Below are 26,569 nucleotides of genomic sequence, written 5' to 3'. Positions count from 1 at the left end.
CCATGCAAGAATATTCTAGAAAGTTTATCGGCAGGCAGATTTCTTCATTCCCTACATGAAGGATATCTATTTCGTTACTGGGACTTTGTCGAATTTCTTTCAATAATCCGGTGTGGCAAAATGATATTTTGCTCTGTAACTTCCTCTTTGTTCATATACTTCGTCAATAAACGCATGGCAACTGCACCAATATCATACATCGGTTGAACAATTGTCGAAAGGGTCGGACGGACCATTGTTGCCAATCGGGTGTTGTCGAATCCGAATACTTCCAGATCCTCCGGTACTTTCAATCCTCTGTCTTGAGCACCGTGAATGACACCGAGTGCCATTTCGTCTGATGCCACAAAAATACTTGTCGGCTTCTGGTCCCTAGACATCAGCTGATCAAGTGCTTCAATGCCGGAGTCATACGTATAATCCCCTTTAATGACGAGGTCTTCCTTAAAGCTTACATTTTTCTCCTTTAATGCCCGCTGATAACCATTGAACTTTTGATTGTTAATCTCCGTTTCTTCCTGAGCGGATACAAAAGCAGGATGTTCATTTCCATGCTCCAGAAGCAACGCAGTCGCTTCATAGGCAGCCTGTTCATAATCGATGTTAACAGATGGAGTTTTTTGGGATTCATCGATGGTCGCAGCCAATGCAACGGGAACCGGTGAGGTTTGAAATTGCTGGACATGCTCATCCGTAATTTTTCCTCCCATGAAAACAATACCGTCCACCTGTTTCTCAAGCATCGTATTGATAAGATGAAGTTCTTTTTCTTTGTTTTGATCAGAATTGCTCAAGATAATATTATAGTTGTACATTGTTGCAATATCTTCAATTCCCCGGGCTAATTCGGCAAAAAAGATACTGGATATATCCGGAATAATAGCTCCAACCGTAGTCGTTTTCTTACTCGCAAGGCCACGTGCTACAGCATTTGGCCGATAACCGAGGCGTTCAATCGTATTCAACACTTTTTTTCGGGTGGCAGGCTTCACGTTCGGGTTTCCATTTACAACCCGGGAAACGGTGGCCATGGAAACATTGGCCTCTCGTGCTACATCATATATTGTTATATTCATAAGTAAAAACCTCCTATATCTCTTCCTTATCTCGTACTGCTTTTCATTAATAATACGATACTCTACAAGGTTCCGCAATGTTTGCAAATAAAATGCTCATCTCTTTCTAGTTTCCACAAAAATGTCCAAGATTAAACAAAAAATAAAGCCCTCACCATATAATAGCAGGCAAGGGCTTTAAAGACCAAGTGATGTATCTTGAAAAGGCTATTTTTTTAATTCATCCATGAAGCGGTTGAATGTCTCAATGTCCATCTGCTGAGCTGAATCAGACAACGCTACTGCTGGGTCCGGATGTACTTCTGCCATTACGCCATCTGCTCCGATTGCTAACGCTGCTTTTGCAGCTGGCAGTAACAAATCCCTGCGGCCTGTTGAATGAGTGACATCGACCATTACCGGTAAGTGTGTTTCTTGTTTTAGGATCGGTACAGCAGTGATATCTAATGTGTTCCTTGTGGCACGTTCATACGTCCGAATGCCTCTTTCACATAGAATGATATTGCCATTCCCTTTTGAAATGATATATTCCGCAGCATTGATGAATTCCGAAATCGTCGCGGACAGCCCACGCTTCAACAATACAGGTTTGTTGACTTCACCCGCCGCCTTTAATAGCTCAAAGTTTTGCATATTTCGAGCACCGATTTGGATGACATCAATGTATTCGACCGCCTTCTCGATATCGGCAGGATTGACTATTTCACTAACAACGGCAAGTCCGTATTCATCGGCTACCCTTTTTAGGATTTGCAGTCCTTCTACACCTAGTCCTTGGAAATCATAAGGGGAAGTACGCGGCTTGAACGCCCCGCCTCTCAAAAGCTTTAATCCTTGCTTTTTGACAGCATCTGCCACCTGCGCCACTTGTTCATAACTTTCAACTGCACAAGGACCCATAATAAAATGCTGGTTGCCGTCGCCGAATTTTTCACCATTGATATCGATTACGGTATCTTCTGGTTTATTCTTTCTGGAAACCAGGAGCGCTTTACGATGATCGTCCTCCTGCAATTCCAAGCTTGCTTTGAAAATCTCCTTGAAAAGAGCCTCCAGGGTCGAATTCTCAAACGGGCCATTGTTATGTTCCTTAATCAAATCCAGCATTGCCCGTTCCCGAACAGGATCAAAGCGATAAGCGCCCAGCTTTTCCTTTATTTGCCCGATATCCTGAACCAACTCTGCCCTTTTATTGATTAGCTCAAGAATTTCCAAGTTGACTTGGTCAAGTTTGTTTCGCAATTGGTCCAATTGTTCGTTACTCACTGTCAAACTCCCCCTTGAATATGTAATAATACTAAGTAATAGAATAATAATGTTCTAAAATTAATAATTAGGGATTATTATAGCTAAAAATTTGCTTGTTGTCATTAGCAAGATTTATAAAATTTCGTTAATTCGATTTATTATTCAGTTTTTTTTTGAAGGGGACACGGAAAATGACGGAAAAAATATTCTCCCTGGACATAGGGACACGTACCGTAATTGGTCTCATTTTAGAGACAAATGGGATGAATTACCAGCTGCTTGACTATTTTGTCGAGGAGCACAAAGAACGGGCAATGCTCGACGGACAAATCCATGATATTGTCTCGGTATCAGAAACCATTGAAAAGGTAAAAAGCCATCTGGAAAACATTCATGGGCCACTGACAAGCGTATGTGTAGCTGCTGCCGGCAGAGCCTTGAAAACAAAAAGGACAATTGTCACCAAAGAAATCATCCAACAGCCGCTTATGAATAAGGAAGATATTCTTTTTCTGGAGCTATCAGCAGTCCAAAAGGCCCAATATGCCCTGGCAAATGAAGCAGCAGAAGATGCCAGCACGGAATATTACTGTGTCGGTTACTCTGTCATACGTTATCTATTAGATGAACAGACAATCGGTTCCCTGATAGATCAGCAGGGGAACACGGCTTCGGTCGAAATCATCGCTACTTTTCTGCCCAAAGTAGTCGTTGAATCATTGATCTCCTCTCTCACAAGAGCAGGGTTGGAAATGCAGGCATTAACACTTGAACCGATTGCGGCAATTGATGTATTGATTCCTGCTTCTATGAGAAAACTCAACGTTGCACTAGTAGATATTGGAGCCGGTACAAGCGATATTGCTTTGACAGACGAAGGAACAGTCTCCGCCTATGGAATGGTTCCAAAAGCGGGAGATGAAATCACCGAGGCACTTAGTGAACAATTCCTTTTGGACTTTACACAGGCGGAACAAATGAAGCGGAATCTAAGCGAACAGCAGGAAGTAACCATCCATGACATCCTCGGATTTGAACAGACGGTTACCTATCAAGACGCAGTAGCTGCTATATCAAATGAGATTGATGACTTGGCGGAAGCGATTCAAACGGAAATTATTACCTTAAATGGCCGCTCTCCGAAGGCTGTGATGCTGGTAGGCGGTGGCAGTTTGACCCCAGAGATAACCAGAAGACTGGCTTCCAAACTTGAACTCCCGGAAAACCGCGTCGCAATCAGGGGCAGTGAAGCGATTCCGGCATTGTCCAAAGCAGATGATCTTCCTGGTGGACCGGCATTCGTGACACCGATTGGGATAGCTATAGCCGCTAAGCAAAACCCGGTGCATTACATCAGTGTGACAGTCAACGAAAGAGTCGTACGCTTATTTGATATGAAACAACTTACTGCTGCGGATTGTTTACTGGCTGCCGGTATCAACGTCGATAAGTTATATGGGCTTCCAGGTATGGCAGCTATTGTTTCGATTGACGGAAAAGAAGTCACAATCCCTGGAAGCTACGGAACCCCTCCAACCATAAAATTGAACGACCAGCCAGCCCAAATCGATGACCCGATAGAGCATGGGGATATATTAGTGGTTCAAAAAGGGGTAGACGGATTGCCGCCTGATATAACAGTTGGTGACCTTCTTGGCGAGTTGCCTAAAACCCGCGTAACCCTAAATGGTACCGAGTACGAGATTGAATCGAAAATTCGAGTTAACAATAAAGTGGTAAATCCAGAAACAAAATTGGCAGATGGGGACAATATCAGATTAGAAACAGTAAAAACGATTGAAGATCTTCTTATTCACGTAGGGCGCGACCATTGGTGGGACACTGCTGATGATTTTACTGTATTTGTAAATGGAAAAGAACTGCTGCTTGATCAGCTTACGGCTTATCTCCTTAAAAACAATCAACAGGCAAAAAAGGGAGACAGCATCAGGAACGGGGATAATATTACGTATGAGAGCAGTAAAAAACCTACTGTATTGCAACTACTGGAGAAAATGGAACTGAAAATGAAACATTCCTTGCCAGTAACATTTAATCAGGAGCAGCTCGTGTTGGAAAAACCAGCTGTGAAAGTGAGCAGGAACAGTAGAGAATTAACCGAAAAGGATACAATCAATCCAGGAGACCACCTTTTTGTAGAGAAAATACCCGAAACACCCTTTATTTTTCAGGATATTTTTCGATTCGCCACTGTTAACTTAGCGGAAGCCACGGGAAATTTCCACATATACAAAAATGGCGAACCGGCAGCTTTTTTTGATGAACTGGCGCCGCATGATCAATTAATTCTGAATTTCCAGTAGTTTCACATCTGTTTGGGCGACGTTCTCTGTAAAATGGCTGATCGNGAAGGCTGTGATGCTGGTAGGCGGTGGCAGTTTGACCCCAGAGATAACCAGAAGACTGGCTTCCAAACTTGAACTCCCGGAAAACCGCGTCGCAATCAGGGGCAGTGAAGCGATTCCGGCATTGTCCAAAGCAGATGATCTTCCTGGTGGACCGGCATTCGTGACACCGATTGGGATAGCTATAGCCGCTAAGCAAAACCCGGTGCATTACATCAGTGTGACAGTCAACGAAAGAGTCGTACGCTTATTTGATATGAAACAACTTACTGCTGCGGATTGTTTACTGGCTGCCGGTATCAACGTCGATAAGTTATATGGGCTTCCAGGTATGGCAGCTATTGTTTCGATTGACGGAAAAGAAGTCACAATCCCTGGAAGCTACGGAACCCCTCCAACCATAAAATTGAACGACCAGCCAGCCCAAATCGATGACCCGATAGAGCATGGGGATATATTAGTGGTTCAAAAAGGGGTAGACGGATTGCCGCCTGATATAACAGTTGGTGACCTTCTTGGCGAGTTGCCTAAAACCCGCGTAACCCTAAATGGTACCGAGTACGAGATTGAATCGAAAATTCGAGTTAACAATAAAGTGGTAAATCCAGAAACAAAATTGGCAGATGGGGACAATATCAGATTAGAAACAGTAAAAACGATTGAAGATCTTCTTATTCACGTAGGGCGCGACCATTGGTGGGACACTGCTGATGATTTTACTGTATTTGTAAATGGAAAAGAACTGCTGCTTGATCAGCTTACGGCTTATCTCCTTAAAAACAATCAACAGGCAAAAAAGGGAGACAGCATCAGGAACGGGGATAATATTACGTATGAGAGCAGTAAAAAACCTACTGTATTGCAACTACTGGAGAAAATGGAACTGAAAATGAAACATTCCTTGCCAGTAACATTTAATCAGGAGCAGCTCGTGTTGGAAAAACCAGCTGTGAAAGTGAGCAGGAACAGTAGAGAATTAACCGAAAAGGATACAATCAATCCAGGAGACCACCTTTTTGTAGAGAAAATACCCGAAACACCCTTTATTTTTCAGGATATTTTTCGATTCGCCACTGTTAACTTAGCGGAAGCCACGGGAAATTTCCACATATACAAAAATGGCGAACCGGCAGCTTTTTTTGATGAACTGGCGCCGCATGATCAATTAATTCTGAATTTCCAGTAGTTTCACATCTGTTTGGGCGACGTTCTCTGTAAAATGGCTGATCGACTTTTCCCTCACTAATTCTTTATCGGCGGGCCACTTCCATCAAAACAGCAACGATTCGCTAGCCGCCGCAGAGGAAATAAAGTCGCCATCCGCGAACGAACACCCGATTCCTCGCAAAGTCTCCTGTGTGGTCCCGGTCACCCGTATTCCCGCAGGAGCCTACGTTATTTTCCTCTAATATACTATTTCGCTCTAGAGAGCCTTTCTAGGTCGAACAGTAGTTGGATATCCAAACATAAAACAGGCTGCAGCTTTTCCTTTTGCTGCAGCCTGTTTTGTTACGCTTTGGTTTCCTGTTGTTGTTCTTTATCGATTTCATCTGCCGCTTCTTCGATGGCGCGGGCGACTTCTTCTGCCGCTTTCTCCGCTTCCTCATCCGAATTTTTGCCGCGATTTTTAAAGGAATCTGTTGTGTCCTTGACCATTTTCGTCAAGTCCTGGGATTTGACGGTAGCCTTCTCACGCCATTCAGAACTTTTTTCATACGCTACATCTTTCCATTCATTTGCACGATCTTTCACATAACCAGCGTTTTCATTTAGCGTGCTTCGCAGTTCTTGGCCTGACTTCGGAGCAAACAGTAGCGCCACACTGGCACCTACAACTCCGCCAATTATGGAACCAATCAGAAAGTCTCTCCCATTTACGTTCTGGTTTTGGTCTGGCTGATTCGCCATCAATCATTCCTCCCGTTACACGTTATTGTTATTTTTTCTTTGTTTCCACAAATTCATGAGCACCGTACCCCAGTTCATTGCTTGTGCGGTTGTTTCTTTATTTTGTTCGGCAACAACCGTCACTTTGCTGGATACAGAGCGGATGGTATTGTTGAATTCTTGGACAGATTCCCCAATTCCTTTAACTCCGTCGACAAGTGTGTTCAATTTCTGAGACTTATCGTTAATATCCTCTGCAAGCTTATTCGTTTTATTAAGCAAAGCTGTACTCTCTGTGGTAATACCTTCCATTTGTTTTTCCAGCCCTTCCAAAGTGGAAGCGACATCATTCAAGGTACGCTGTGCTGCTTTCAACACCATCGCTAAATAAACGACTAAAACTGCAAAAGCTATTGCTGCAATGAGTGCCGCAATATAAAGTAAGTTTTCCATGCCAAATTCAACTCCTTCTCTTATGTAATTTATGATGCTTGCTGCAATAGGAAAACTCTTGATTGGATAATACCCAACAGAAATATTCATTTCCTGATATGGAAACAATATACCCTGCAGCGACAAAACTAAACACCTTAAAGTTTACTATTAGCGTGTTCAGAAAGAAAGGAATCAGCATGCATGCAACTGATAAAAAAGGTTCCCCCAAAAATAAAAAACAGGGTGAGTCGATGCTCTCCCTGTTTTCTATTCGATAGAAATCGATCAATATCCTGTCGAGACAAAAAATTTCTTATTGTTTCGTTTGTTTTAAACCTGCCTCATAAGACTGCTGAAATTTTTGAATATCCCCAGCACCCATGAATATTAGCACGCTTTCTTCGTATTGCTTAAGTATATCGGTGTTTTCCAATTCCAAAAGGGAAGCACCTTCAATCCGATCAATAAGGTCGTTGATTGTCAAATTGCCGTTTTTTTCTCTGGCCGATCCGAAAATATCACACAGAAATACCTTGTCCGCCTTCTTCAGACTATCGGCAAATTCCTGCAAAAACTTTTGCGTACGGGAATACGTATGTGGCTGAAAGATCGCAATTACTTGTTTGTCAGGATACTTTTTCCGTGCAGACTCTATGGTCACTTCGATTTCTTTTGGATGGTGGGCATAGTCATCCACCAAAACTTGTGTACCGACCTGCTTCTCCGTAAACCTTCGTTTCACTCCTGTAAACGTACTAATCTTTTTAATATCTTCTGCCTTCATGTCCTCATAATGACAAAGCGCAATAACGCCTAACGCATTTAACACATGGTGAGTGCCATAGCCAGGAATAGTAAATGTGTCATAAAACGTATTGCGGACAAATACATCAAATGTGGTACCATGATCGGTTTCCGTGATGTTTTGAGCTTGGAAATCATTAGTATCCGATAATCCATAATAAAGGACAGGTACATTCGCCTGGAGCTTTTGCAAATATTCATCATCGCCACAAGCGATGATTCCTTTTTTGACTTGGTAAGCCATTTGCTGGAAAGCATCAATTACGTCATCAATGCTTTGGAAATAATCAGGGTGGTCAAAATCGATATTGGTCATGATTGCATAATCCGGCTCATAAGCAAGAAAATGTCGACGATATTCACACGCTTCGAATGCAAAATATTTACTTTCTGCATGGCCCATCCCCGAACCATCGCCAATTAAATAAGAAATTGGATAAGTTTCCTTTAAGACGTGGGCAAGCAGACCAGTAGTAGATGTTTTACCATGGGCACCGGTTACGGCAATACTCGTATATTGCTTTAACCATTCTCCCAAAAATTCATGATAACGATAGTAAGTAAGACCCAGACGTTTGGCCTCCTGTATTTCCTCATGATCCTCTTTGAAAGCATTTCCCGCGATGATGGTTAACCCTTCCTTAATATTATCCTTTGAAAACGGCATGATGGGTATATTTTTTCTTTCAAGGGCTTCCTGGGTGAAAAAACGCTTCTCGATATCAGAACCTTGCACGTCTTCCCCGGAGTCTTTCAGGATTTGAGCCAACGCGCTCATTCCTGTCCCCTTAATACCAATAAAATGGTAAGTTGTCATAAAACAGTACCTCCAAAATGAGTCGTAATTTTATCTCTTTATGTACGTATTTGTGTACATCCTTATAGGGTATCTAATCTGATTGATAAAAAAGATTTTCCCGAAAATAATTAATTCAAACTATCTTCCTGATCCGGCCCTATAAAATCGACTTTTTCAAGACGAGGGTTCGGTCGGTACCGTCTGCCCTCTTTTGCTTGTGGTTTACCATTCAACAGGACATTGTCACCGGTAAAGCCGATATTGATTTTCAACAGGCTTCCGCCGATACCATACATATCCACCGGCACTTTCAACTCTTCAAATTCTTTAATTCTGCTTTCTGTAAATCCGCCGCTAACCATAATTTTTACATGCTGGAAGCCTTCTTCATCCAAAGATCGCCTTAATGCAAACACCAATTCGGGGTTCACTCCTCTTGGATCAAAGGTACCCATCAAATGTTGGTTACGAAGGAAGTATTTATCGACCAGTGTCCTGGAAGTATCGAGGCGAACACCCTTTAACGTTTCTCCGAAATGCCGCGCAACTTTCAATGAATCGGTAATCACATCATTATTATAATCCACCAATGCCATTAAATCGTCTTCCGGGTATAGCTCATGATAGGCTTTGGAAGCTTCCACAATATCTCCCTCAAACATTTGAATCAATGCATGAGGCATAGTGCCCATCCCATGTTTTCCCCACCATTCGTTCATCGCATGGGTCGCCTGGGCTGTAGATCCTCCAATAAAAGCAGCATAGCCGTCACCAGCTTGTTGCGTGAAATGATCGTCACGGTCGCCCATGAATATCACCGGTTTCTGCTTGCCGGATGTCCTTGCGGCTTTTACCACATTATATACATTCGTAGCGACTGACGTTCTTCTGGCGAGTACTCCGTCGATTAATCCTTCCAAATAGCCAAAATATTGATAAGGACCTGTCACCGTCAATACCGATTCAAAAGGGCTTATTTTATCTCCATCCTTTAATGAGTGTATTTCCAATTCCTCCGGATGGTCTGCGAAAGTATGAAGCAATGCAATCGCTTCGTCAGTGCCGCACAACACAGCATTATCTTTTTGAAAAAACTGCATCGTTACATAATTATCAGGTACCTTACTCTTCGCGATTTCTCTTGTTTTTAAAAAGTATACTGCTGAAAACCAGCCTTCTTTTACTCTTTCGTCAAATTTGAATGTTTTATTTGTTAAACGGCTTATTTCACCATTTAATTTTTGGGTGATTTCCTTCATGTTCAATTACTCCTTAGAGATTGTCGTTAGCCATGATAATAGTTCATTCTCTATCATATAAGAAGCTGAAGCTCAGGACAAGTTATTTCCACTTGAATCCTCTGATTCCGAACAGTATTCGACCCCCATTGATTACTCAATGAGGGTCGTTGCTACTTATAAGAATCTTCGGCAAGATAATCCCCGGCCTGTGCGCTGGTAATCAGAACATCACGTGGTTTGCTGCCTTTTTGCTCGGAAATGATACCGTGTGATTCCATGTAATCGATCAATCGCGCTGCACGATTGTAACCTATTTTAAACCGTCGTTGCAGCAAGGATGCACTTGCACCGTTTTGCTGCAGGACAAACGCAACGGCTTCGTTATATAATTCGTCCTCTTCTTCTTCTAGATTTACTTGTTCCAACAGCTGTTCCTGTTCAAATAAATAGTTAGGGGGAGCCAATTTCCTCACATAGTTTGTGACACGCTCAATTTCCTCATCTGAAACGAACGCTCCCTGTATTCTGACGGATTGCCCCGAGCCATTTTCCAGAAATAGCATATCTCCTCTGCCAAGCAGTTTTTCCGCACCATTCGTATCGATGATCGTCCGGGAGTCTACTTGAGATGACACGCTGAAAGCAATTCTCGTTGGTATATTTGCTTTAATCAAGCCTGTAATAACATCTACTGATGGCCGCTGAGTCGCCAGCAACAAATGGATTCCGCAAGCCCTGGCTTTTTGAGCAATCCGGCATATTGCGTCTTCCACATCCTGCGGGGAAACCATCATCAAGTCGGCAAGCTCATCGATAACGATTACCAAGTATGGAAGGTGCTCTTCTTCCCGTTGTTGTTGTCGCATCTTCAAATTATACCGTTCGACGTCACGGACACCTTCTTTGACAAACTTCTCGTAACGCTCCTCCATCTCGGCTACAGCCCATTTTAAAGCCGATGTGGCTGCTTTTACATCCGTGATAACTGGAGAAACGAGATGAGGGAGATTGTTATATGGTGCAAGTTCAACCATTTTCGGATCGATGAGCAGAAACCTTACATCTTTATGGGAAGCTTTATAAAGCAGACTAATCAAAATCGTATTGATACAGACGCTTTTCCCCGATCCGGTTGCCCCCGCGATCAGCCCGTGCGGCATTTTTTGCAAGTCCGTCACAATCGGCTTCCCGGCTATGTCGAGACCGAGTGCCACGGATAACGGAGACGCCGTATTTCGAAAGGCTTCGTCTGTGAAAATTTCCTGAAGCCCAACTGCCTGTGCTTTCGGATTAGGCACCTCGATTCCTATAGCATTTTTCCCTGGAATCGGAGCTTCCATTCGAATATCCCTTGCAGCCATATTCAGTTTTATATCATCGCTTAGGTTTTTGATTTTACTTACTTTAACCCCGAGCTCCGGTTGAACTTCAAACCTGGTTACGGAAGGTCCGCTCATGGCATTTACCACTTTCGCCTTGACATGAAAATGAGCCAGTGTCATCTCCAGCAGTTCGATTTGCTGATTAACCCAATCACGATTTTCCTGCGATTTTGGAATCGGATCATTCAACAAATAATTCGGCGGTCCTGTCGGTTTCTCCTGGACCGCAGGAGCCTCTTTTTCTTTCCGGAAACGGTTCCGCTTATCTCTCGGTGTCATGATAACATTGAACGGAGTAAGTGACTTTTGCACTTCTGTTTTAGATGGTTTGATTTGCTCTTCTTTTTGCTGTCGGGGAGCCTCGTCCATTGATTCCTGATAATGAGCAGAAGTTTCACCGTTATCCTCGTCCTTCTCCTCTTTCTCTTCCACAGGAGTGGCATGCTCTTCTTCCTTTAAAGACTCTGTTACGTCATGACTTAATTCGGATACGGTACGCGCAGGACTCTCAGGTTCTTCCCTTTCATCTTCCACTAGTCTTAACGACTGCACTTCAGCGATTGTTAGATCTTTTTCTTCTAAATGCTTCTCTAACTCAGCACTATTTGTGTCCCAACTGTTGTCTGCCGCCGGTTTCCGAGTATCGCCGAAGGAATCTGAGCTTCCTGTTTCAGCAGCTGCTTTTTCACCGATATCCTCTTCCATCTTATACTCTGCAAGCTGATGGAATTCGAGTTTCTCCTCTTTTTCCCCGAGATTGTCTTTTTGCTTGCGCATAAATGCAGGGGTTTCTGTTATTTTCTTTTCTTGCCGGAATCCATAAATCGGGGACGGAACCTCCGTCGGCTTGAACGGTTGTTTTCCTTCCTCTGGTTGTATTTTGGAAACATTCGGTTTTCGCTGTTCTCTTTCAATCGCTTTTTCATTCCGTTTTTTAACTTCAGGTTTATCGTCAGGAAGATTTTTCTCCGGCTTTCTTCGCTCGTATGCCGGCCTGCTCTCCTCTTCCGCATCCTTTTTGTCTGGAATCATCGGAAACTTAAAGGATGAACTTTTCGGATACTGATAAGATACCCGTGTATGTAAACCGTTTGTACTTTTGTTCGCATTATTATTCGTTTCTTGTGGAACTGATTCTATTTCTGGCTCTTCTTCGGCCAAAAGCTGTTTGAATTTTCTTTTTAGTTGCTCCCACATAAACTTCACTCTTTCTCCTAAATAGTTACGTTACTATTCTATCAGTTTTTCCTGTCAAATTGGATAAATAAAATGAATCATATTTAAATAGATTAGCGGAAAACATCTCGTTCACCCCAAACTGCTTCAAAACCAATCCGCCGTGGTGTTAAATCCCTTCACGGACGGTGTGAACTGGGGATGGACAGGAAGAGCCTAGAATTTACCCATAGCGAGAAAAAAACCCCTGCCCTATATGTGACTGGGCAAAGGTTATTTTTTTAATCATTAAAATTCAAAAACTTGTCCTACTTGATAATGATCCTCCAGAACATAAATCCCTTTTTCCTTAGGAGCATTTGGGAGCCCTAATTCTTTCTGGGAGCATATCATTCCATAGGAATCGACACCTCTCAGCTTGGTAGGTTTTATCTCCATACCACTAGGCATAACGGCGCCTACTTTTGCGACGACAACTTTTTGATCTTTGTCTATATTAGGAGCACCACAAACTATTTGCAGCGTTTCATCTCCCGTATCTACCTGGCAGACACTCAGTTTATCTGCATTTTCATGAGGTTGTTTTTCTTTAACGAAACCTACAACGAACTTAGGTGTCAAATCCACATCGAAAGCTTCTTGCAAACCGTTTTGAGAAAACACATCCTGAATCTTGGCTGCTAATTCTTCTGTTAGCGTAACCTTCCCTGTGTCGGTAAGAGATAGCTGAGCCGAAGCGTCAAAAATATTATATCCCAGCAGTGCTCCATTCTGATCGTCGGTAATTTTTACTACCTTTCCGAATTTTTCCTGTTTGATATGGTTGCGATCCCCTTGCTTTAAAGGAATAATTAAGACATCGCCTATACCATTAGGGTTGTAAAATACATCCATCTTATTGTCCATCCTCTCCTGAGCGATTATCCGGCTTGTTCTTTGCAAGGATGAAAACCGGTTCTAAACGCTTATCCTCGTACATAAATGGCAGTGAAGTAATTGGAATTCTTCCTTCTGCGAAAAATTTCATCGTCATTTGCGCCAATATATCATAGCCCATTTTATTTTGAATGTCAGCAAAAATCAATACATCCTGATGCGGAACTGCTACGGCAAGCTCGCCTTTACTGTTTGCTTTCATTTCTTCAAGAAGCGACTCATTTAAGATCCTGCTTGCATCATAGCCGTCCTGGCTCGCCATAAAATAAAAGTCATTTCCAGCTACCTGGTCATGGTTCATTTCTGTCGGAAGGGAACGTACATTGAAAGCTGACACTTCCTCGAGTCGTTCTTGCGTCCAGCCCTCCTCTTCCAGCATTGCCTGATCGATTAGCTGATAAGACTTTTCTAGGTCGAGTGCATAATATATCCGTGTTTCTGCCGTGTGCTCCGATACCACCATTTGCTTTCCGGCTTTGGACTTTTTAGGAAAGGATGTGGCCCGGATGACGGGAAAGATGTTCTTTTCTTTTCCCGTCAGTTCGTTTGTCTGATTCATAATGCGCAGTGCTTCTGCAATATGATCCGACAGTTCGTCCAAAGCAGCTTCTCCGCGACGTTCATATTTTGCAATAATGTTCGGGATCGTAATGGTTACCCCTTGTTGAGATTGTTTCCATTCAACTCTAAATGTATCTTTATCCCTATTAAACGAAGTATTCCACTCCGGATTACTCATTCTTTCTTCCAGTTTCTTTTTCATTTTGATACTGGTCATTTTCATTATGTCTGTTCCTCCTTTTCGGAAACAAAACGGCTATCCATTATTTTAGCATTAAAAGCTTTCCCGATAAACCGAAAGCAATTTGCTTTAATTCCTCGCCACACCATAGCACAGGCTGTTTGCGCAAAGAATGAGACATTCGTGAAGGATATAAACGGTACCGATATTAAATTTCCTTCTGTTTGAAATCAAGTGCTAACCAACCGCTGCGACAGCATACTTCGCTTTCCGCGGGCACGGCCTCAGCTTCCTCAGAGTGATTTTCCACCGCTGCGGAAATACCCTACGCTTTCCGCGGGCGGCTGGTGAGCTTCCTCGAGCTAAAGCTCTGCGGGATCTCACCGAGGCCTTTCCTCCCGCGGGAGTCTTCGGGTATCTCCTCCGCAAGGAACAGCTTCTTGTTTCTAACTGAGGATACTCTCAAGTAATGCTTTGACATTTGTGTACGCTAGAATTCTAAGTGTGTGTTCTCCCTCTATTAAGAAACCTATACCAAGCTGCGGAAAAATGCGAGATCCTCGAAAATGCAACCCGCATTTTCTTCGTGCGTTGAAGTTTTAAGGATGTCATTTCAATGTCCTGTGGGAAACGAACAGTCTGAAGACCCCGACGGATGGGTCTGCGTCTACCAGTTTAGCTCCGTAGCGGGCTTCCTCGACCCAAGGGAACGAAGAAGCTGGTTCATGTAGTACCCTGGCTGAAGCGTTCCCCACGGAAAGCGTGGGGTATCCCGCACTCTCAGAATAATCACCCTAACAAGGATCGAATGTAGTCATCCAAAGTTGTTCGCAATTTGTATAAATTGTGTGAAGATTTGAAAACAACGTTGTCTGGGGAAAAACAATAAAATAGCTGCCTTCCCTCTTTGAGCGGTTGGGAAAGCAGCTAACGAGCTTAATGATTTTCTGGTAATTTTTCGATAAATGCCTCAATCTCTTCTTTTGTTTTCCGGTCTTTGCTGACAAAACGGCCAATTTCCTTATCCTCACTAAAGGCAAGGAAGCTTGGTATCCCGAAAATATCCAGCTCGGCACATAGATCGATAAATTTATCCCGATCCACGTAGATAAACGTATATTGATCAAATTTTGTTTCTATCTCCGGCAGCAAAGGTTCAATTACCCGACAGTCGGGGCACCAATCTGCTGAAAACATAAAGATAGTCTTTGACTTCTTCCATTGTGAAAAAGCCTCCTGTGATTCTAATTCCTTCATCAAATGACACCTCCGCACTTCATGATAGCATGTTTTTATTCATAATCAATTTTCATGTCTCCGGGTTGAATCCATCCATGTTTACGCAGTAATTCTGCCACCAGGATACTGATGACTGCCGGACCTATTATGTGGAGTCCGAGAACAATCCAGAAAGTTTCCATGGTGAATCCCATTGATTCAAACGTCATAATCTGTCCGACAAATCCTGCTGTCCCCATTCCGGCCCCTGCTGGATTATTGACTAAGGAAAAAACCATGGTGGCAAACGGCGCAAGCAATGCTCCTGCTAAGGTCGGCGGTAGTAATATGATCGGTTTTTTGATAATGTTTCCAACCTGCAACATGGAAGTTCCTATCCCTTGTGCCAGCAAACCACCAAGCCCGTTATCACGATAACTTGCCACGGCGAATCCGACCATTTGGGCAGCACAACCGACTGTCGCTGCTCCTGCTGCCAGTCCTTCCAAAGAAAGCATCAAAGCAATAGCGACGCTTGAAATAGGGGCTGTCAATGCCCAACCCATCAGTACCGCTACAATTATCCCCATGATGAAGGGCTGTTGTTCGGTGGACCAGTTGATGATTTCACCGAACCAGGTTAATGCCGTCTGAATCGGAGGACCGATAAACCGGGCTGTGAAAAATCCGGTGGCGATCGTGAGAAAAGGAGTTAACAGGATATCAAGCTTTGTTTCCTTATAAATGGTCTTTCCAACTTCTGTAGCTAGCAATGCGGAAACATAGCTTCCTGCCGGACCGCCCATTTCAGCCCCGAACGCACCGCTGAACAAGGATGCAAATACGACTAGCGGCGGAGCTTTCAGTCCATAAGCAATAGCAGTGCCGATTGCCCCTCCCCAAATCTTTGTTTCCATTGCGAAACCGCCCATTTCCTCAAGGGCAGGAATATGTAATTGAACGCCTGCCGTGTTGATAATCGTCCCGATGATGAGAGAGGAAAACAGACCAAGCGCCATATAACTTAAAGCGGTAATGAAATATTCTTTTGCTGAAAGCGTGACACCTTTTTTTTGTAAAAATCCCTTCATTTCTCCGTCTCCTTTTTTGCTCCTCTTGAGACTAATCTTACACAAACTGATTTAACAAGACAATTCTCGTTTTTTTATTTACAATATTCAAAAGATTAATTGTCTTTCTATTCAAATAACTCTATAATTAGTCATATAGTAGCATATCTGTGATACGGAAAATGTCCTATCTCGGATTTTTGGCATTTCCAAGAATAGACAAAAGGGGGGCTACATATGGGATCTATCCGCAATCGGGTACGTTTAATTTTGGGACTTTCTATCGTCAGCATTATTTTCCTTGGCGTATTCGCAGGTTATTTTCTAAACAAACATACTCAATGGGAGGAAGAAAAAGCAGAAGTACAGAATGCACTTATGCATAGCGAAGAAATCAGATACGAGATGGCAGTGACAAGACAAAAGGAACAACAATTCCTGTCGGAACCAAACCAGGAAAATGCTGATGAAATGCAAAAAGCGATCAGCGATGTTGAAACTTCCGCAAAAGCCTTTGCAGAAGAGCATAAGGGCTATCAGGCAATCGCGGACAATTTCACCGCTATTTCCGATAATGCGAAAGCATATAAGGACCAAATGGAACCAATGGTCAATATGTATCGAATGGTCGGTTTTTCTGAAGAAGAAGGGTTGTTAAAAACAATTGAAGATACGTTTGCTGAATTCAATCAATTAGTAGATGGACTTGATAGTCCAGAACTGGAAAGCGCCTTGATGGAAATTAAGGTTTTGGAACAAGCGTACATAGCACAAGGGAAAGATGGAGAAGCCGAGAGCGACCTGACGGAAGCGACACGCGCTTTTACCAATTTAATCGAAGACTCGGAATTAAGTGAAAAGGAAACATCTGAAATCAGCAGCGGGTTATTGAAGTACCAGCAATCTTTAAATACCATCGCCAATACAAAAACCCAATCCGCGGCAATAACCGATTCCTTTTCCAAGGTGGCAGACGATGTTTCTTCCCAGGTAGAACAAGTAAAAACGGAAGCGGAAGCAATCAACAGCGAATTATCTGCTAATCAGGCAAATGCACGGCAAAGTATGACAACAGTATTCATGATTCTGGGCTTTCTTGCTTTGTTAACGATGGGTACGATAGGTGTGATATTGATCCGATCCATCGGCCGGTCAATTGGTTCCCTTAAAGAAGGAGCACAAATTATCGGAAATGGGAATTTAGCTTACCGCGTACCGATAACAACCAAAGATGAAATGGCCGAATTAGGCGATACTTTTAACTCCATGGCTCAAAAAATGGAACAATCGATGTTAAAGGTAAACAATGCTTCCATGGTATTAAGCGACTCCTCGTCCAACCTTGCTGCAATCAGTGAGCAGTCGTCCGCCCAGACAGAAGAAGTTAACGAAGCCATTAATCAAGTTGCCATTGGTTCCCAAAACCAGGCGTTACGGATAGAGGAAAGCTCCCAATTGATAGAAGCAGTATCCGGAGCAATTTCCAATACAAACGATGCAGCAAAAGATATTTCAAATGCATTGGAATCGGCGGAAAAAGAAGGAACAACTGGCCTGGAGACTATGAAAACGCTGGAAGGTACATCTACTTCCTTTATCGATTTAGCAGCACACCTAGCTGCACAAGTAAAACAGGCTGCAGATCAGTCCAAACAAATCACTTCTATCGTGTCTGCTATTGAAGAAATAGCAGACAGTACTAACCTGCTTGCCTTGAATGCTGCCATTGAATCTGCCCGAGCAGGTGAAAGCGGCAGGGGATTTGCTGTGGTGGCTGACGAAGTCCGTAAACTGGCGGAGAGATCCAAGCATGAGGCTCAGGAAATCCAGCAGCTTGTCAAAACGATGCATGGCCAAATGAATAATCTAACGAAAGAAGCAGGAAAGTTTGATACGTACCAACAGGAACAGTCAACGGCAGTCGACCAGACAAAAGATGCATTCCATCGGATTGCCAGTCAAATTTATAATATGAACGATAAAATAAAACGAGTAAAAGAGTCTATCCAGGATGTAGGAAGCGCCAATAAGGACCTGCGGGAAAAAATGGAACAGATCAGTGTGATTTCAGAAGAAGCAGTTGCAACGGCGGAAGAAGTAGCCGCTTCCAGCGAGACACAGTCCCAATCTATCGAAGAAGTAAATCAGTCTGCAGTAGATTTACAGGGACTATCACAAGAGCTTGCTGCTGAAGTGAGCCAATTCACCCTGGATGAGACGCATTTAGACGAAGGGGAAGTAAAGGAAATCGAGGTACTCGCCGATAATCCGGAAGGGTACAACGATCATTATCTGACGGAGAACGATGAAGCAGCTGCCGGATTGGAAAAAAGTAGAGAATGGATGGAACAAGCTACGATGACGAATGAATTGGAAATCCGTGAGGAATCCGTAGAACAATTAAATGAAAAAAATAACGGAGAACCTTCTAACCAAAGCGAAGGACTTAATGACGATACTGATAAAAATTCCCACTGATGCGCCGAAAACCAGGGATAATCGAGAAGCAATCCGTCCGAATGTGTAACCGGCTTTACAATTTTCCAGCCTATAAAAAACGGGGGCTGTCCCTAAGTTATTGGGATGCCCCCGTTCATTCTATTAAATTATTCATCAAAGGAATATCGAGTTGAATGGCATAGAACACCTAATCAGTACAAATGAACCAGCCCCGACAATCGGATATTCCTTTTTATTATGAAAAAACAAGATACATTAACATGGCTTCCTGTTTAATTGGAAACTGACTTGGCAATCTTCATCATCATTTCAGCATCCTCTTCTAATTTACTCTTCGTTGTCATGGTAGTGACTTTCACACTGCCTGTGCCTACTTGCAGCTCATATTCCCTGCCTTCGGGTTCTGAAATTTTAATATAACCGAACCGTTCCTTATCCTTGAATGACTTCAATAGAGCACTATCTTCCGCTTTTTCTGCTTCCTGATAATTCATCTTGCTCGCCTCTGGTTCGAAGCGGTTATAAAATAAAATATACGTTTGCTTCCCATCTTCCAGCACTAAATTATTATTAGTGTTTTTAGCGATTTCCAGTTCATCTGGAATATATACAGAAAAACCATCCAGCTTCTTATTCGCTTCTATCTTTTTTTGATTAAAAGCCGTATCGGTTCCAGTCATCGCTTCATCGAATGCTTTACTCTCTGCTTTTAACGTGCAGCCTGCCAAAAATGCTACTATCAATATAGTGCCGATCAGCTGGCCAAATTTCCTTTTGTTCACGTTTTTTCCCCCTGATCCGGTACCTTCATTATTTTCCCTCTTATATCATACTATTATTTTTTTGTTTGACAAGCCTTGTTTTGAAATCGATGGATAGCAATACCTTCCATTGCAGATGATTAGAGGAAAAAAGCAGACAGCCAATTAGCAGAAACATGATGCCAAATGGTAAAATAATGTTAGAATTTTATGAAGAAAGGGTGCTTTCGATGGATTTCACTGTTTACTTAGCCGGTCAGATACACGATGACTGGCGGTTGGATCTAAAAGAAAAGGCAAAAGAAAGAGGGTTGTCCCTCCAGTTTGTCGGTCCACAGGAGGATCATGAGCGTTCGGACATGATTGGGGAACAGATACTCGGAGAACAGCCTGGGAAACTATACCGGGATGAAGCAGCTTCGGCTATCAACAATTTTAGAAGCGAGGTATTAATGAACAAGGCAGATTTTGTCATCGCGCTCTTCGGTGAAAATTATAAACAATGGAATACAGCAATGGACGCTGCTACCGCGATTGCTTGGAAAAAGCCCACAATCATCATACGACCACCTTCATTGATTCATCCGCTCAAAGAGTTGTCCAATAAAGCAAACGTCACCGTTGAAACAACCGATCAAGCGCTCGATGTCATCTCCTATCTGTTTGAGTGAATCGTTTAATAAAAAAACTGTTCCCATCAGGGAACAGCTTTTTTATTGCTGATGAAATTGATATTGTCCTTTAAGCAGCTTCATTACATGGGTAAACATTTCTTCACGGGTAACCAGCTCATTAGTAAAGATTCCAACAGCTCCCTCTTTTTTACGAACATCTTGGCGCTGGGCGTATTCGTCCATAACCTCTCCTAGTTCGATTCCCTTCTCTAATTGGGAAGCTACTTCTTCTGGAAGAGGAATTCGGGCACCGCTAGCTAAGTAAGTATTGCCATTCTCACATATAAGTGCCCCCCAGTTACACAAGAATAACTCCTTATTTAACTCCATGACTCCACCTTCAAGACCGATTCCGATACCATCCGGGTTCAAGGAAGCACATTCCCTTGCCCTGTTTACTGCCCCCTCCATCGTTTCTTCATCCGAAAACGGCTGTAAGGAAACCTTGGAGGCAACATCGATTTCGATTACTTCAGCCTCTGGAAACACAGTTTCAACTGCTTTTATTTTTGCTGGGTTCAACGAACCTATATAAATTTTCATAACTTTCATCCTTTTTTAAATCGCAGCAGCGGTTCATTTAAATTTAACCAGCTTAGGCGGCGATGAACTATTACTTCAGCCCTGTTTGTGAATTAGATCTACAGTCTTTTTATCCGTTGATTTTACTAGCTTGACGATCAATTCTTTTGCTGCAGCATAATCGTCTACATGAATAATCGAAGCATGAGTATGGATATAACGTGAACAAATCCCGATTACAGCGGAAGGAATACCTTCATTGGCAATATGCACCCTCCCGGCATCTGTCCCACCTTGTGAAATAAAATATTGATATGGGATTTTATTGGACTCGGCTGTGTCCAGTACAAAATCCCTCATTCCATGATGAGTAATCATCGAGCGGTCAAAAATCCGCAGTAAGGCACCTTTTCCAAGCTGTCCAAATTCCTTTTCATCTCCCGACATATCGTTTGCAGGAGAAGCATCCAGTGCATAGAAAACATCCGGCTTGATCATGTTGGCTGCAACCTGAGCACCGCGTAAGCCGACTTCTTCTTGTACGGTAGCTCCGGAATATAATTGATTTGGCAGATTCTCACCTTGCAATTCCTTCAATAACTCAATTGAAAGACCGCACCCATAGCGGTTGTCCCATGCTTTAGCCAATATCTTCTTCTCATTAGCCATCGGAGTGAAAGGTGTGACAGGTACAACCTGCTGACCAGGCTTTACCCCAATTCGTTTTACATCTTCTTCATCATCTGCACCGATGTCAATTAGCATGTTTTTCTGCTCCATCGGTTTTTTTCGCTGCGCTTCTGTTAAGTTGTGCGGCGGAATCGAACCGATCACCCCGACAATCGGTCCTTTTTCTGTCATGATTTGCACCCGCTGGGCAAGCAATACCTGAGACCACCAGCCGCCGAGAGGTTGAAAACGGATCATGCCGTTCTTTGTTATTTGGGTGACCATAAAACCTACTTCATCCATATGCCCAGCCACCATGACTTTCGGTCCCTCGCCATGTTTGACGCCGAAGACACCGCCTAGCCGGTCCTGAATGACTTCATCTGCATAGTTTTCTAATTGTTTTTTCATAAATGATCGTACCAAATGCTCATTGCCAGGTGCACCCTGCAACTCAGTCAGTTCTCGGAATAACGCTTTCGTTTCATTATTCATTATGTATTCCCTCCAACTTTTTCATCCTATGCCCATTGTATCGGAACTTCATCCGTGTTTCCAGATAAACCCCTCGCCGATAAGTAGTCGCTTTTTCAATAAGTTTTTACTTCATAATATTTTCTATTTTTCACTGTTTCAGGTATACTACAATTAAAATCTTAACCTGAGGTGACTGACTATGAATTGGAAAAAAATCGCAATCGGTGCTGGAATTGGAGCAGCAGCAGGATATTTTGTTTTACAACAATATGATAAGCAAAGCAAGGTCACACCCGAGAAAGCGTTAAAATCTGCTAAAGAAGCATTTAAACAGCAAGGTCCAATTAGTGGTTCATGGATTTATATGAAGCCTGAGGAAATGGAAAAGAACGGACTTACTTATACGGTTTACCGTGGTGGAATTACCAGAACAATCGATGGTGAAAGCACACAATATGAATTCAAAGTAGATGCCGAAACTGGTTCTATTTTGGACGTCTTGCAATCTGCATAAATCATAAATGAAACAGGACCGGTCAACCGGTCCTGTTTTTTTGTTTTTAAAGGGGAGAATGAAGTGGTGATTTAACTGCCCCATAACAATGTTGGTCTAACAAAAGTTCATTTTTCCGGGTAATGGTACCTCTTCCGTTCTATATGCCCTTGTACATTTCCATCTTTATCAAACTTCAATGCCCGGTAATAAGCATCATGATAAAAGGTGTACCAGGCATTATGCTCCAGCCCGTATTCCATCCATTTTTGTTTTTCATGAACAGAAGTAACCGGATAATCGTCATACGCCAGTGCCCAAAGTTTATTCTGATGGGCATGGGTAGGCATCAAATCGGCCATGTGGATGAACATATCCTCTGTATCCTTAAATAAAAGAATAGAATGTCCGTCGCTGTGCCCTCCTGTATGAATCATTTCCAAACCATCCGCTATGGTTATTTGCTGTTCGAAACTGATAAACTGGTTCTCAATTGGCTGCCAATTATCCTTCCAGTATGTATTCACGGAGCGGATATTAGGATTTCTCATTTCCTCCCACTCGGTTTGATTCACATAAATTGGTGTATCAGGAAAAACAGCTGTTAAGGCATTGTCTTGCCATTTAGTCAGACCGCAGGCATGATCAAAATGCAAATGGGTCATCAAAACGGCATCCACATCGGAGGTCGACAATCCCAGTACTTGGAGCGAAGTTTCCAAACTGGACTGCTCCGTAACGCCGAAATTGCGTAGTTGCTTGTCCGTCAACTTACCGTTTCCCATCCCGGAGTCAATCAAATAACGTTTTCCATCCAGTTCGAGCAGGATTGGATCCGTTCTTAATTCAATTTGATTCTTATCATTACAAGGATATTTTTTACTCCACAAGGCTTTCGGAACTACTCCGAACATCGCTCCACCATCCAGATGATTGACACCCCCGTTTAGCCATGTCAATGTAGCTCTCCCTACGGTCAACGACTCCATTTCCTCTCCCACTTCCTTTTCATACAGAAATTAAGAAAAATATGCTTTACAGCGATAAATCGGCTGTCCTTTTCCGGAGAACTTTTCTTCGTATTCCGTTTGGACATTCTCCGGGTCCTGATAATCGTGCAAGTCCAATAGCACTTCATCCAGCACCATGCCGAATTTAGAAAAACTGGACAAAGAGTATTCGAACAATTTACGATTATCCGTCTTTAAAACGATTTCTCCACCCGGCTTCATAATCCCTCTATATTGTTCTAAAAATGTTTGATAAGTCAGCCTTCTTTTTTCATGCTTCGTTTTGGGCCAAGGGTCTGAAAAATTCAAGTAAATTTTATCCACTTCATTTTCGGCAAATAAATCACGCAGATCCTGAGCATTTTCATTTAGCAACCTTGCATTACTGACTTCCGCCCGTTTCACTTTATCAACAGCACTGACAATGATACTTTTCGCCCTCTCAATCCCGATAAAATTGACTTCTTTATGCTGGGCTGCCATTCCGGCGATAAATTGACCTTTGCCGGTACCGATTTCAATATGGATTGGCTGTTCATTTGAAAAAACCGAATTCCAATTCCCTTTATAATCAAATGGATTTTGAACTACTATATCATCATTTTCCTTTAAATAATCATCTGCCCATGGTTTATGTCTTAAGCGCAATGTCGTAACTCCTCTCTTCTTATACGGTATAAACCTTACCATTATTTCAACAAAAACGAAAGATTATCGCAAATTTTGCGTATATGTTAGAAAATCTGACCATAAAAGGCTATAAGTCCTCATTGTTGAGCTAAATCTGCGTTACGTAGTCAAAACCGGATAAATCGCGTATAAAATGAACAAATGCCCATTGGGTTGTTAACGCTTTCTACGATATGATGGTACACATGTGAGATTAATCGGATTACAGGAGTGAAAAATATTGAGACTATTTACAACTATGATTGAGACGTTGGTATTAGCAGTATTTTCCGTCATGTTTGCCGGATATGCTTTATTTATTTATCCGTTTGAAAAACTAAATGAAAAAGCCAACCGTGAAGTGAAAGCAAAACAAGTGAAGTATTCACCGTCAAATGCATAAAGCCTGACAATCAATACCGTCCGAAAAAGGAGAGGGTTCCCCAACCAGGAACCCTCTCCTTTTTTTGCAGCTAATCAACACATTGCAGGATTGACTCCTTTTTTCTTAAAAGGGGTAATCTCTGTTACCTTATCCTATTCATGCATAATTTGAAGGCTAGCTAGCAATAATAGCGGTTAGAGGGGGGCTTTCCATGACTAAAAACGTCCAAAATCAACTGGATTTGCTTTACGATATCCTAACGGAACATTCGGAGGAATGCTGTGGAAGCGTGGCAGAATGCCAGCAAATCCAGCGACTGGTTAAATCGATGATTGCAGACAATTCTGTAGGTGAATCCAGTTTGCAACAGCACCTGACTGCCATTTATGATTACAGCAGACAGGGGGAACTCGTTCAAAATTTAAATGAACATATTGAAAGTAATCAGGAGAACCTGCAGGAGTGGATCAACGCCATCAACCCGCCGACTGTTGGTTGACACGCTTAAGCAGACGATCCAATTCTTGCAGACGCTGGGCAGCTTTTTTTGTTTCCTGGCGTTCTTTGTGCCATATTATATAGCTCACAGATTGCGCAATCAAATACCAATACATTCTTTCAATCAAACGGTTGTCCCTTGCCGCTCCATAACGGGACAACCAGTCATCCCAATCGTGTTCGGGTATGTACCAATATAAGATCGTACCAATGTCCATTGCCGGATCCGCTACTTTTGCATTATCCCAGTCGATCAAATACAGCTGGCCGTCTCCCGACAATAACCAATTATTATGGTTCATATCGCAATGGCAGACAACCTGCTTAAAATGCTGTACTCGGGGCAGCATGGCTTCCAAGTATTTCATTGCTTTATGAATTTCCATTTGAGTGGCCGTTTCTTCATGAAGCCTTATATTGGACTTAAGATCATACAAAATATCTTCTGGCTTTATCGGATGCTTACCGATCCGCATAAGCATATCCAGCAATTCTGAAGAATGATGAATTCTGCTTAACAATTTTGCAACCCGGGGATGCTGCATTTCTTCAGGAGTCAATTCTCGGCTGTCCAGCCATTGCTGTGCTGTAATTACATCGCCATTCTCCATTCGTTTCGTCCAAACAAGCTTTGGTACAATACCTTCCGCAGACAGTACTGCCAAAAAAGGAGAAGAATTGCGCTTCAGGAACAGGCGCTTCCGCTCGCTATGTGCATAATATGCTTCACCTGAAGACCCACCAGCAGGAGTTATTGTCCAATCATCACCTAATATGCTATCCAACCAATTCATCTTCGATTCCTCAAATCTTCCTTGAATTTCTTCATCCAGAAAGCATCACAAAAACAGGATGCGCAGCTAGCTTGCCTATTATTTTTATTTACGCGATGTCTATTTGTTAACTCACCGAACCTACTAAACTATTTCCATGCCGATTGCATCGGGAATTTTTCGTATGGTTCAAAGCTGAATAAATTAGTATCCTAAATAAGCAGACATATTTTAGATTAACTTATTCAAAGGGGGAATTTCAAGAAGTTAATTTCGTAAAAGCACCAAAAATTTTCCTGCTCTCCGTTTCTTTCCTTACCAAACAACTTTTGCACACACCTATTTGACCATCTGTCTGGAACTGGATCGGTGTTTCGGAGTCAATGGCCAGGGAGGATACTTGGAAATGGGAAACTTCTTTTAATTTCATATGTTTTCCTCCGTATACGCTGATAAAGAACAATAATAATTTCCACTTGGTGATATTCTCCACCACCAGTACGGAAAACGTATGAGGCTGGATACTTGCTTCCGGATTAATTTTCATCCCGCCACCGAAGTAAGGATGATTAGAAATGGTTATCATCCAGGCTTTGTCCAGTTGCTTTGTCTCCCCATCTAAATCCAACCGGACACTTAATGGTTTAAAGTCTTTTATTACCATGAATAAACCTAAAGGGTAACTCCACCTGGAAAGCTTTAATCTAGAAAACCATTTAATTGATTTAATCCTTTCTGCGGCTGCTGTAACCTCCGCTTCCAGGCCAAACCCCAAATTATTGACAAAATGGCGGTCGT

Annotated in this window: 25 protein-coding genes; 7 read left to right on the top strand and 18 right to left on the bottom strand. The window is 42.6% G+C overall.

Going from position 1 to position 26,569, the window contains the following annotated elements; genetic code table 11:
- Positions 1-74 precede the first annotated feature (74 nt).
- Both ccpA and BN1067_RS10900 read right to left on the bottom strand, forming a co-directional pair.
- Positions 75-1,076 (bottom strand): catabolite control protein A, encoded by a 1,002-nt coding sequence (gene ccpA / locus BN1067_RS10905; protein ID WP_053218880.1) that lies wholly within the window; start codon positions 1,074-1,076, stop codon positions 75-77.
- Between the two features lie 207 nt (positions 1,077-1,283).
- Positions 1,284-2,342, bottom strand: coding sequence for a bifunctional 3-deoxy-7-phosphoheptulonate synthase/chorismate mutase (locus BN1067_RS10900; protein ID WP_053218879.1), 1,059 nt, complete (start codon positions 2,340-2,342; stop codon positions 1,284-1,286).
- A gap of 173 nt (positions 2,343-2,515) precedes the next feature.
- On the opposite strand from BN1067_RS10900, the gene BN1067_RS10895 reads away from it, so the two are divergent.
- Positions 2,516-4,648 carry a cell division protein FtsA gene (locus tag BN1067_RS10895; RefSeq protein ID WP_053218878.1) on the top strand — a complete coding sequence of 711 codons (2,133 nt, stop codon included), beginning with the start codon at positions 2,516-2,518 and terminating at the stop codon, positions 4,646-4,648.
- A gap of 55 nt (positions 4,649-4,703) precedes the next feature.
- Positions 4,704-5,876, top strand: coding sequence for a hypothetical protein (locus BN1067_RS10890; protein ID WP_053218877.1), 1,173 nt, complete (start codon positions 4,704-4,706; stop codon positions 5,874-5,876).
- A gap of 323 nt (positions 5,877-6,199) precedes the next feature.
- Here the strand turns inward: BN1067_RS10890 and BN1067_RS10885 are convergent, their stop codons facing one another.
- From BN1067_RS10885 to BN1067_RS10840, 9 genes are all read right to left on the bottom strand, one after another.
- Positions 6,200-6,598, bottom strand: a complete 399-nt coding sequence (locus BN1067_RS10885; protein WP_053218876.1) for a YtxH domain-containing protein — start codon at positions 6,596-6,598, stop codon at positions 6,200-6,202.
- Positions 6,599-6,613: 15 nt separating this feature from the next.
- The gene (locus tag BN1067_RS10880; RefSeq protein WP_053218890.1) at positions 6,614-7,030 is read right to left on the bottom strand and encodes a DUF948 domain-containing protein; all 417 of its coding nucleotides are present in this window, start codon (positions 7,028-7,030) and stop codon (positions 6,614-6,616) included.
- A gap of 295 nt (positions 7,031-7,325) precedes the next feature.
- A complete protein-coding gene (murC, locus tag BN1067_RS10875; protein ID WP_053218875.1) occupies positions 7,326-8,633 on the bottom strand; it encodes a UDP-N-acetylmuramate--L-alanine ligase in 1,308 nt (435 codons plus the stop codon).
- Positions 8,634-8,743: 110 nt separating this feature from the next.
- Positions 8,744-9,874, bottom strand: coding sequence for a nicotinate phosphoribosyltransferase (locus BN1067_RS10870; protein ID WP_053218874.1), 1,131 nt, complete (start codon positions 9,872-9,874; stop codon positions 8,744-8,746).
- Between the two features lie 152 nt (positions 9,875-10,026).
- Positions 10,027-12,435, bottom strand: a complete 2,409-nt coding sequence (locus tag BN1067_RS10865) for a DNA translocase FtsK (protein ID WP_053218873.1) — start codon at positions 12,433-12,435, stop codon at positions 10,027-10,029.
- Between the two features lie 267 nt (positions 12,436-12,702).
- Positions 12,703-13,308 (bottom strand): YtpR family tRNA-binding protein, encoded by a 606-nt coding sequence (gene ytpR, locus BN1067_RS10860; RefSeq protein ID WP_053218872.1) that lies wholly within the window; start codon positions 13,306-13,308, stop codon positions 12,703-12,705.
- A gap of 1 nt (position 13,309) precedes the next feature.
- Complete coding sequence (locus BN1067_RS10855) at positions 13,310-14,134, bottom strand: DUF1444 domain-containing protein (protein ID WP_053218871.1); 825 nt, start codon at positions 14,132-14,134, stop codon at positions 13,310-13,312.
- Positions 14,135-15,028: 894 nt separating this feature from the next.
- Complete coding sequence (locus BN1067_RS10845) at positions 15,029-15,349, bottom strand: thioredoxin family protein (protein WP_053218870.1); 321 nt, start codon at positions 15,347-15,349, stop codon at positions 15,029-15,031.
- Positions 15,350-15,384: 35 nt separating this feature from the next.
- The gene (locus BN1067_RS10840) at positions 15,385-16,401 is read right to left on the bottom strand and encodes a PTS transporter subunit IIC (protein WP_053218869.1); all 1,017 of its coding nucleotides are present in this window, start codon (positions 16,399-16,401) and stop codon (positions 15,385-15,387) included.
- Positions 16,402-16,617: 216 nt separating this feature from the next.
- On the opposite strand from BN1067_RS10840, the gene BN1067_RS10835 reads away from it, so the two are divergent.
- Entirely contained in the window at positions 16,618-18,858 is a 2,241-nt protein-coding gene (locus BN1067_RS10835) for a methyl-accepting chemotaxis protein (RefSeq protein ID WP_053218868.1), read from the top strand.
- A 254-nt stretch (positions 18,859-19,112) separates the two neighbouring features.
- Here the strand turns inward: BN1067_RS10835 and BN1067_RS10830 are convergent, their stop codons facing one another.
- Positions 19,113-19,622, bottom strand: coding sequence for a hypothetical protein (locus BN1067_RS10830; RefSeq protein ID WP_053218867.1), 510 nt, complete (start codon positions 19,620-19,622; stop codon positions 19,113-19,115).
- A gap of 209 nt (positions 19,623-19,831) precedes the next feature.
- Here BN1067_RS10830 and BN1067_RS10825 point away from each other — a divergent pair, with 209 nt between their 5' ends.
- Complete coding sequence (locus tag BN1067_RS10825; protein ID WP_053218889.1) at positions 19,832-20,272, top strand: YtoQ family protein; 441 nt, start codon at positions 19,832-19,834, stop codon at positions 20,270-20,272.
- 42 nt (positions 20,273-20,314) lie between these two features.
- On the opposite strand, the gene BN1067_RS10820 is transcribed toward BN1067_RS10825, so the two are convergent.
- Both BN1067_RS10820 and BN1067_RS10815 read right to left on the bottom strand, forming a co-directional pair.
- Positions 20,315-20,818 carry a DUF84 family protein gene (locus tag BN1067_RS10820; protein WP_053218866.1) on the bottom strand — a complete coding sequence of 168 codons (504 nt, stop codon included), beginning with the start codon at positions 20,816-20,818 and terminating at the stop codon, positions 20,315-20,317.
- Between the two features lie 75 nt (positions 20,819-20,893).
- Positions 20,894-21,961 carry a M42 family metallopeptidase gene (locus BN1067_RS10815; protein WP_053218865.1) on the bottom strand — a complete coding sequence of 356 codons (1,068 nt, stop codon included), beginning with the start codon at positions 21,959-21,961 and terminating at the stop codon, positions 20,894-20,896.
- A gap of 181 nt (positions 21,962-22,142) precedes the next feature.
- On the opposite strand from BN1067_RS10815, the gene BN1067_RS10810 reads away from it, so the two are divergent.
- Positions 22,143-22,457 (top strand): PepSY domain-containing protein, encoded by a 315-nt coding sequence (locus tag BN1067_RS10810; protein WP_053218864.1) that lies wholly within the window; start codon positions 22,143-22,145, stop codon positions 22,455-22,457.
- Positions 22,458-22,564: 107 nt separating this feature from the next.
- Here the strand turns inward: BN1067_RS10810 and BN1067_RS10805 are convergent, their stop codons facing one another.
- On the bottom strand, positions 22,565-23,425 hold the full coding sequence (locus BN1067_RS10805) for a YtnP family quorum-quenching lactonase (RefSeq protein ID WP_053218863.1): 861 nt from the start codon (positions 23,423-23,425) through the stop codon (positions 22,565-22,567).
- 30 nt (positions 23,426-23,455) lie between these two features.
- Positions 23,456-24,094: a tRNA (guanosine(46)-N7)-methyltransferase TrmB gene (trmB, locus tag BN1067_RS10800; protein WP_053218862.1), complete on the bottom strand. Its 639-nt coding sequence runs from the start codon at positions 24,092-24,094 to the stop codon at positions 23,456-23,458.
- A 262-nt stretch (positions 24,095-24,356) separates the two neighbouring features.
- Here trmB and BN1067_RS19880 point away from each other — a divergent pair, with 262 nt between their 5' ends.
- Both BN1067_RS19880 and BN1067_RS10795 read left to right on the top strand, forming a co-directional pair.
- Positions 24,357-24,518: a hypothetical protein gene (locus BN1067_RS19880; protein WP_199868593.1), complete on the top strand. Its 162-nt coding sequence runs from the start codon at positions 24,357-24,359 to the stop codon at positions 24,516-24,518.
- Positions 24,519-24,711: 193 nt separating this feature from the next.
- Entirely contained in the window at positions 24,712-24,999 is a 288-nt protein-coding gene (locus BN1067_RS10795) for a YtzH-like family protein (RefSeq protein WP_053218861.1), read from the top strand.
- Here the strand turns inward: BN1067_RS10795 and BN1067_RS10790 are convergent.
- Positions 24,977-25,792 (bottom strand): phosphotransferase family protein, encoded by an 816-nt coding sequence (locus BN1067_RS10790; protein ID WP_053218860.1) that lies wholly within the window; start codon positions 25,790-25,792, stop codon positions 24,977-24,979. The two genes, BN1067_RS10795 and BN1067_RS10790, sit on opposite strands and share 23 nt — an antisense overlap.
- A 238-nt stretch (positions 25,793-26,030) precedes the next feature.
- Positions 26,031-26,569, bottom strand: a 539-nt coding sequence (locus BN1067_RS10785) for a diacylglycerol/lipid kinase family protein (RefSeq protein WP_407701367.1), incomplete at its 5' end; no start/stop codon positions are given.

Origin of the sequence: Virgibacillus senegalensis (assembly GCF_000821245.2) — a bacterium.
GTDB classification, from domain to species: domain Bacteria; phylum Bacillota; class Bacilli; order Bacillales; family Amphibacillaceae; genus Sediminibacillus; species Sediminibacillus senegalensis.
The sequence above is the reverse complement of the archived record's forward strand: the minus strand, read 5'-3'. Positions and strand labels throughout refer to the sequence as shown.

What these genes read in the sequence shown, in the direction of transcription:
- BN1067_RS10870 (WP_053218874.1), bottom strand. Translation starts at nt 9,874, where the DNA reads ATGAAGGAAATCACCCAAAAATTAAATGGTGAAATAAGCCGTTTAACA.
- BN1067_RS10790 (WP_053218860.1), bottom strand. Translation starts at nt 25,792, where the DNA reads ATGAATTGGTTGGATAGCATATTAGGTGATGATTGGACAATAACTCCT.
- BN1067_RS10825 (WP_053218889.1), top strand. Translation starts at nt 19,832, where the DNA reads ATGGATTTCACTGTTTACTTAGCCGGTCAGATACACGATGACTGGCGG.
- BN1067_RS10880 (WP_053218890.1), bottom strand. Translation starts at nt 7,030, where the DNA reads ATGGAAAACTTACTTTATATTGCGGCACTCATTGCAGCAATAGCTTTT.
- BN1067_RS10840 (WP_053218869.1), bottom strand. Translation starts at nt 16,401, where the DNA reads ATGAAGGGATTTTTACAAAAAAAAGGTGTCACGCTTTCAGCAAAAGAA.
- BN1067_RS10865 (WP_053218873.1), bottom strand. Translation starts at nt 12,435, where the DNA reads ATGTGGGAGCAACTAAAAAGAAAATTCAAACAGCTTTTGGCCGAAGAA.
- ytpR (WP_053218872.1), bottom strand. Translation starts at nt 13,308, where the DNA reads ATGGATGTATTTTACAACCCTAATGGTATAGGCGATGTCTTAATTATT.
- BN1067_RS10885 (WP_053218876.1), bottom strand. Translation starts at nt 6,598, where the DNA reads ATGGCGAATCAGCCAGACCAAAACCAGAACGTAAATGGGAGAGACTTT.
- BN1067_RS10820 (WP_053218866.1), bottom strand. Translation starts at nt 20,818, where the DNA reads ATGAAAATTTATATAGGTTCGTTGAACCCAGCAAAAATAAAAGCAGTT.
- BN1067_RS10835 (WP_053218868.1), top strand. Translation starts at nt 16,618, where the DNA reads ATGGGATCTATCCGCAATCGGGTACGTTTAATTTTGGGACTTTCTATC.
- BN1067_RS10795 (WP_053218861.1), top strand. Translation starts at nt 24,712, where the DNA reads ATGACTAAAAACGTCCAAAATCAACTGGATTTGCTTTACGATATCCTA.
- BN1067_RS10895 (WP_053218878.1), top strand. Translation starts at nt 2,516, where the DNA reads ATGACGGAAAAAATATTCTCCCTGGACATAGGGACACGTACCGTAATT.
- BN1067_RS10810 (WP_053218864.1), top strand. Translation starts at nt 22,143, where the DNA reads ATGAATTGGAAAAAAATCGCAATCGGTGCTGGAATTGGAGCAGCAGCA.
- BN1067_RS10855 (WP_053218871.1), bottom strand. Translation starts at nt 14,134, where the DNA reads ATGAAAATGACCAGTATCAAAATGAAAAAGAAACTGGAAGAAAGAATG.
- BN1067_RS10890 (WP_053218877.1), top strand. Translation starts at nt 4,704, where the DNA reads ATGCTGGTAGGCGGTGGCAGTTTGACCCCAGAGATAACCAGAAGACTG.
- BN1067_RS10845 (WP_053218870.1), bottom strand. Translation starts at nt 15,349, where the DNA reads ATGAAGGAATTAGAATCACAGGAGGCTTTTTCACAATGGAAGAAGTCA.
- murC (WP_053218875.1), bottom strand. Translation starts at nt 8,633, where the DNA reads ATGACAACTTACCATTTTATTGGTATTAAGGGGACAGGAATGAGCGCG.
- BN1067_RS10815 (WP_053218865.1), bottom strand. Translation starts at nt 21,961, where the DNA reads ATGAATAATGAAACGAAAGCGTTATTCCGAGAACTGACTGAGTTGCAG.
- ccpA (WP_053218880.1), bottom strand. Translation starts at nt 1,076, where the DNA reads ATGAATATAACAATATATGATGTAGCACGAGAGGCCAATGTTTCCATG.
- BN1067_RS10805 (WP_053218863.1), bottom strand. Translation starts at nt 23,425, where the DNA reads ATGGAGTCGTTGACCGTAGGGAGAGCTACATTGACATGGCTAAACGGG.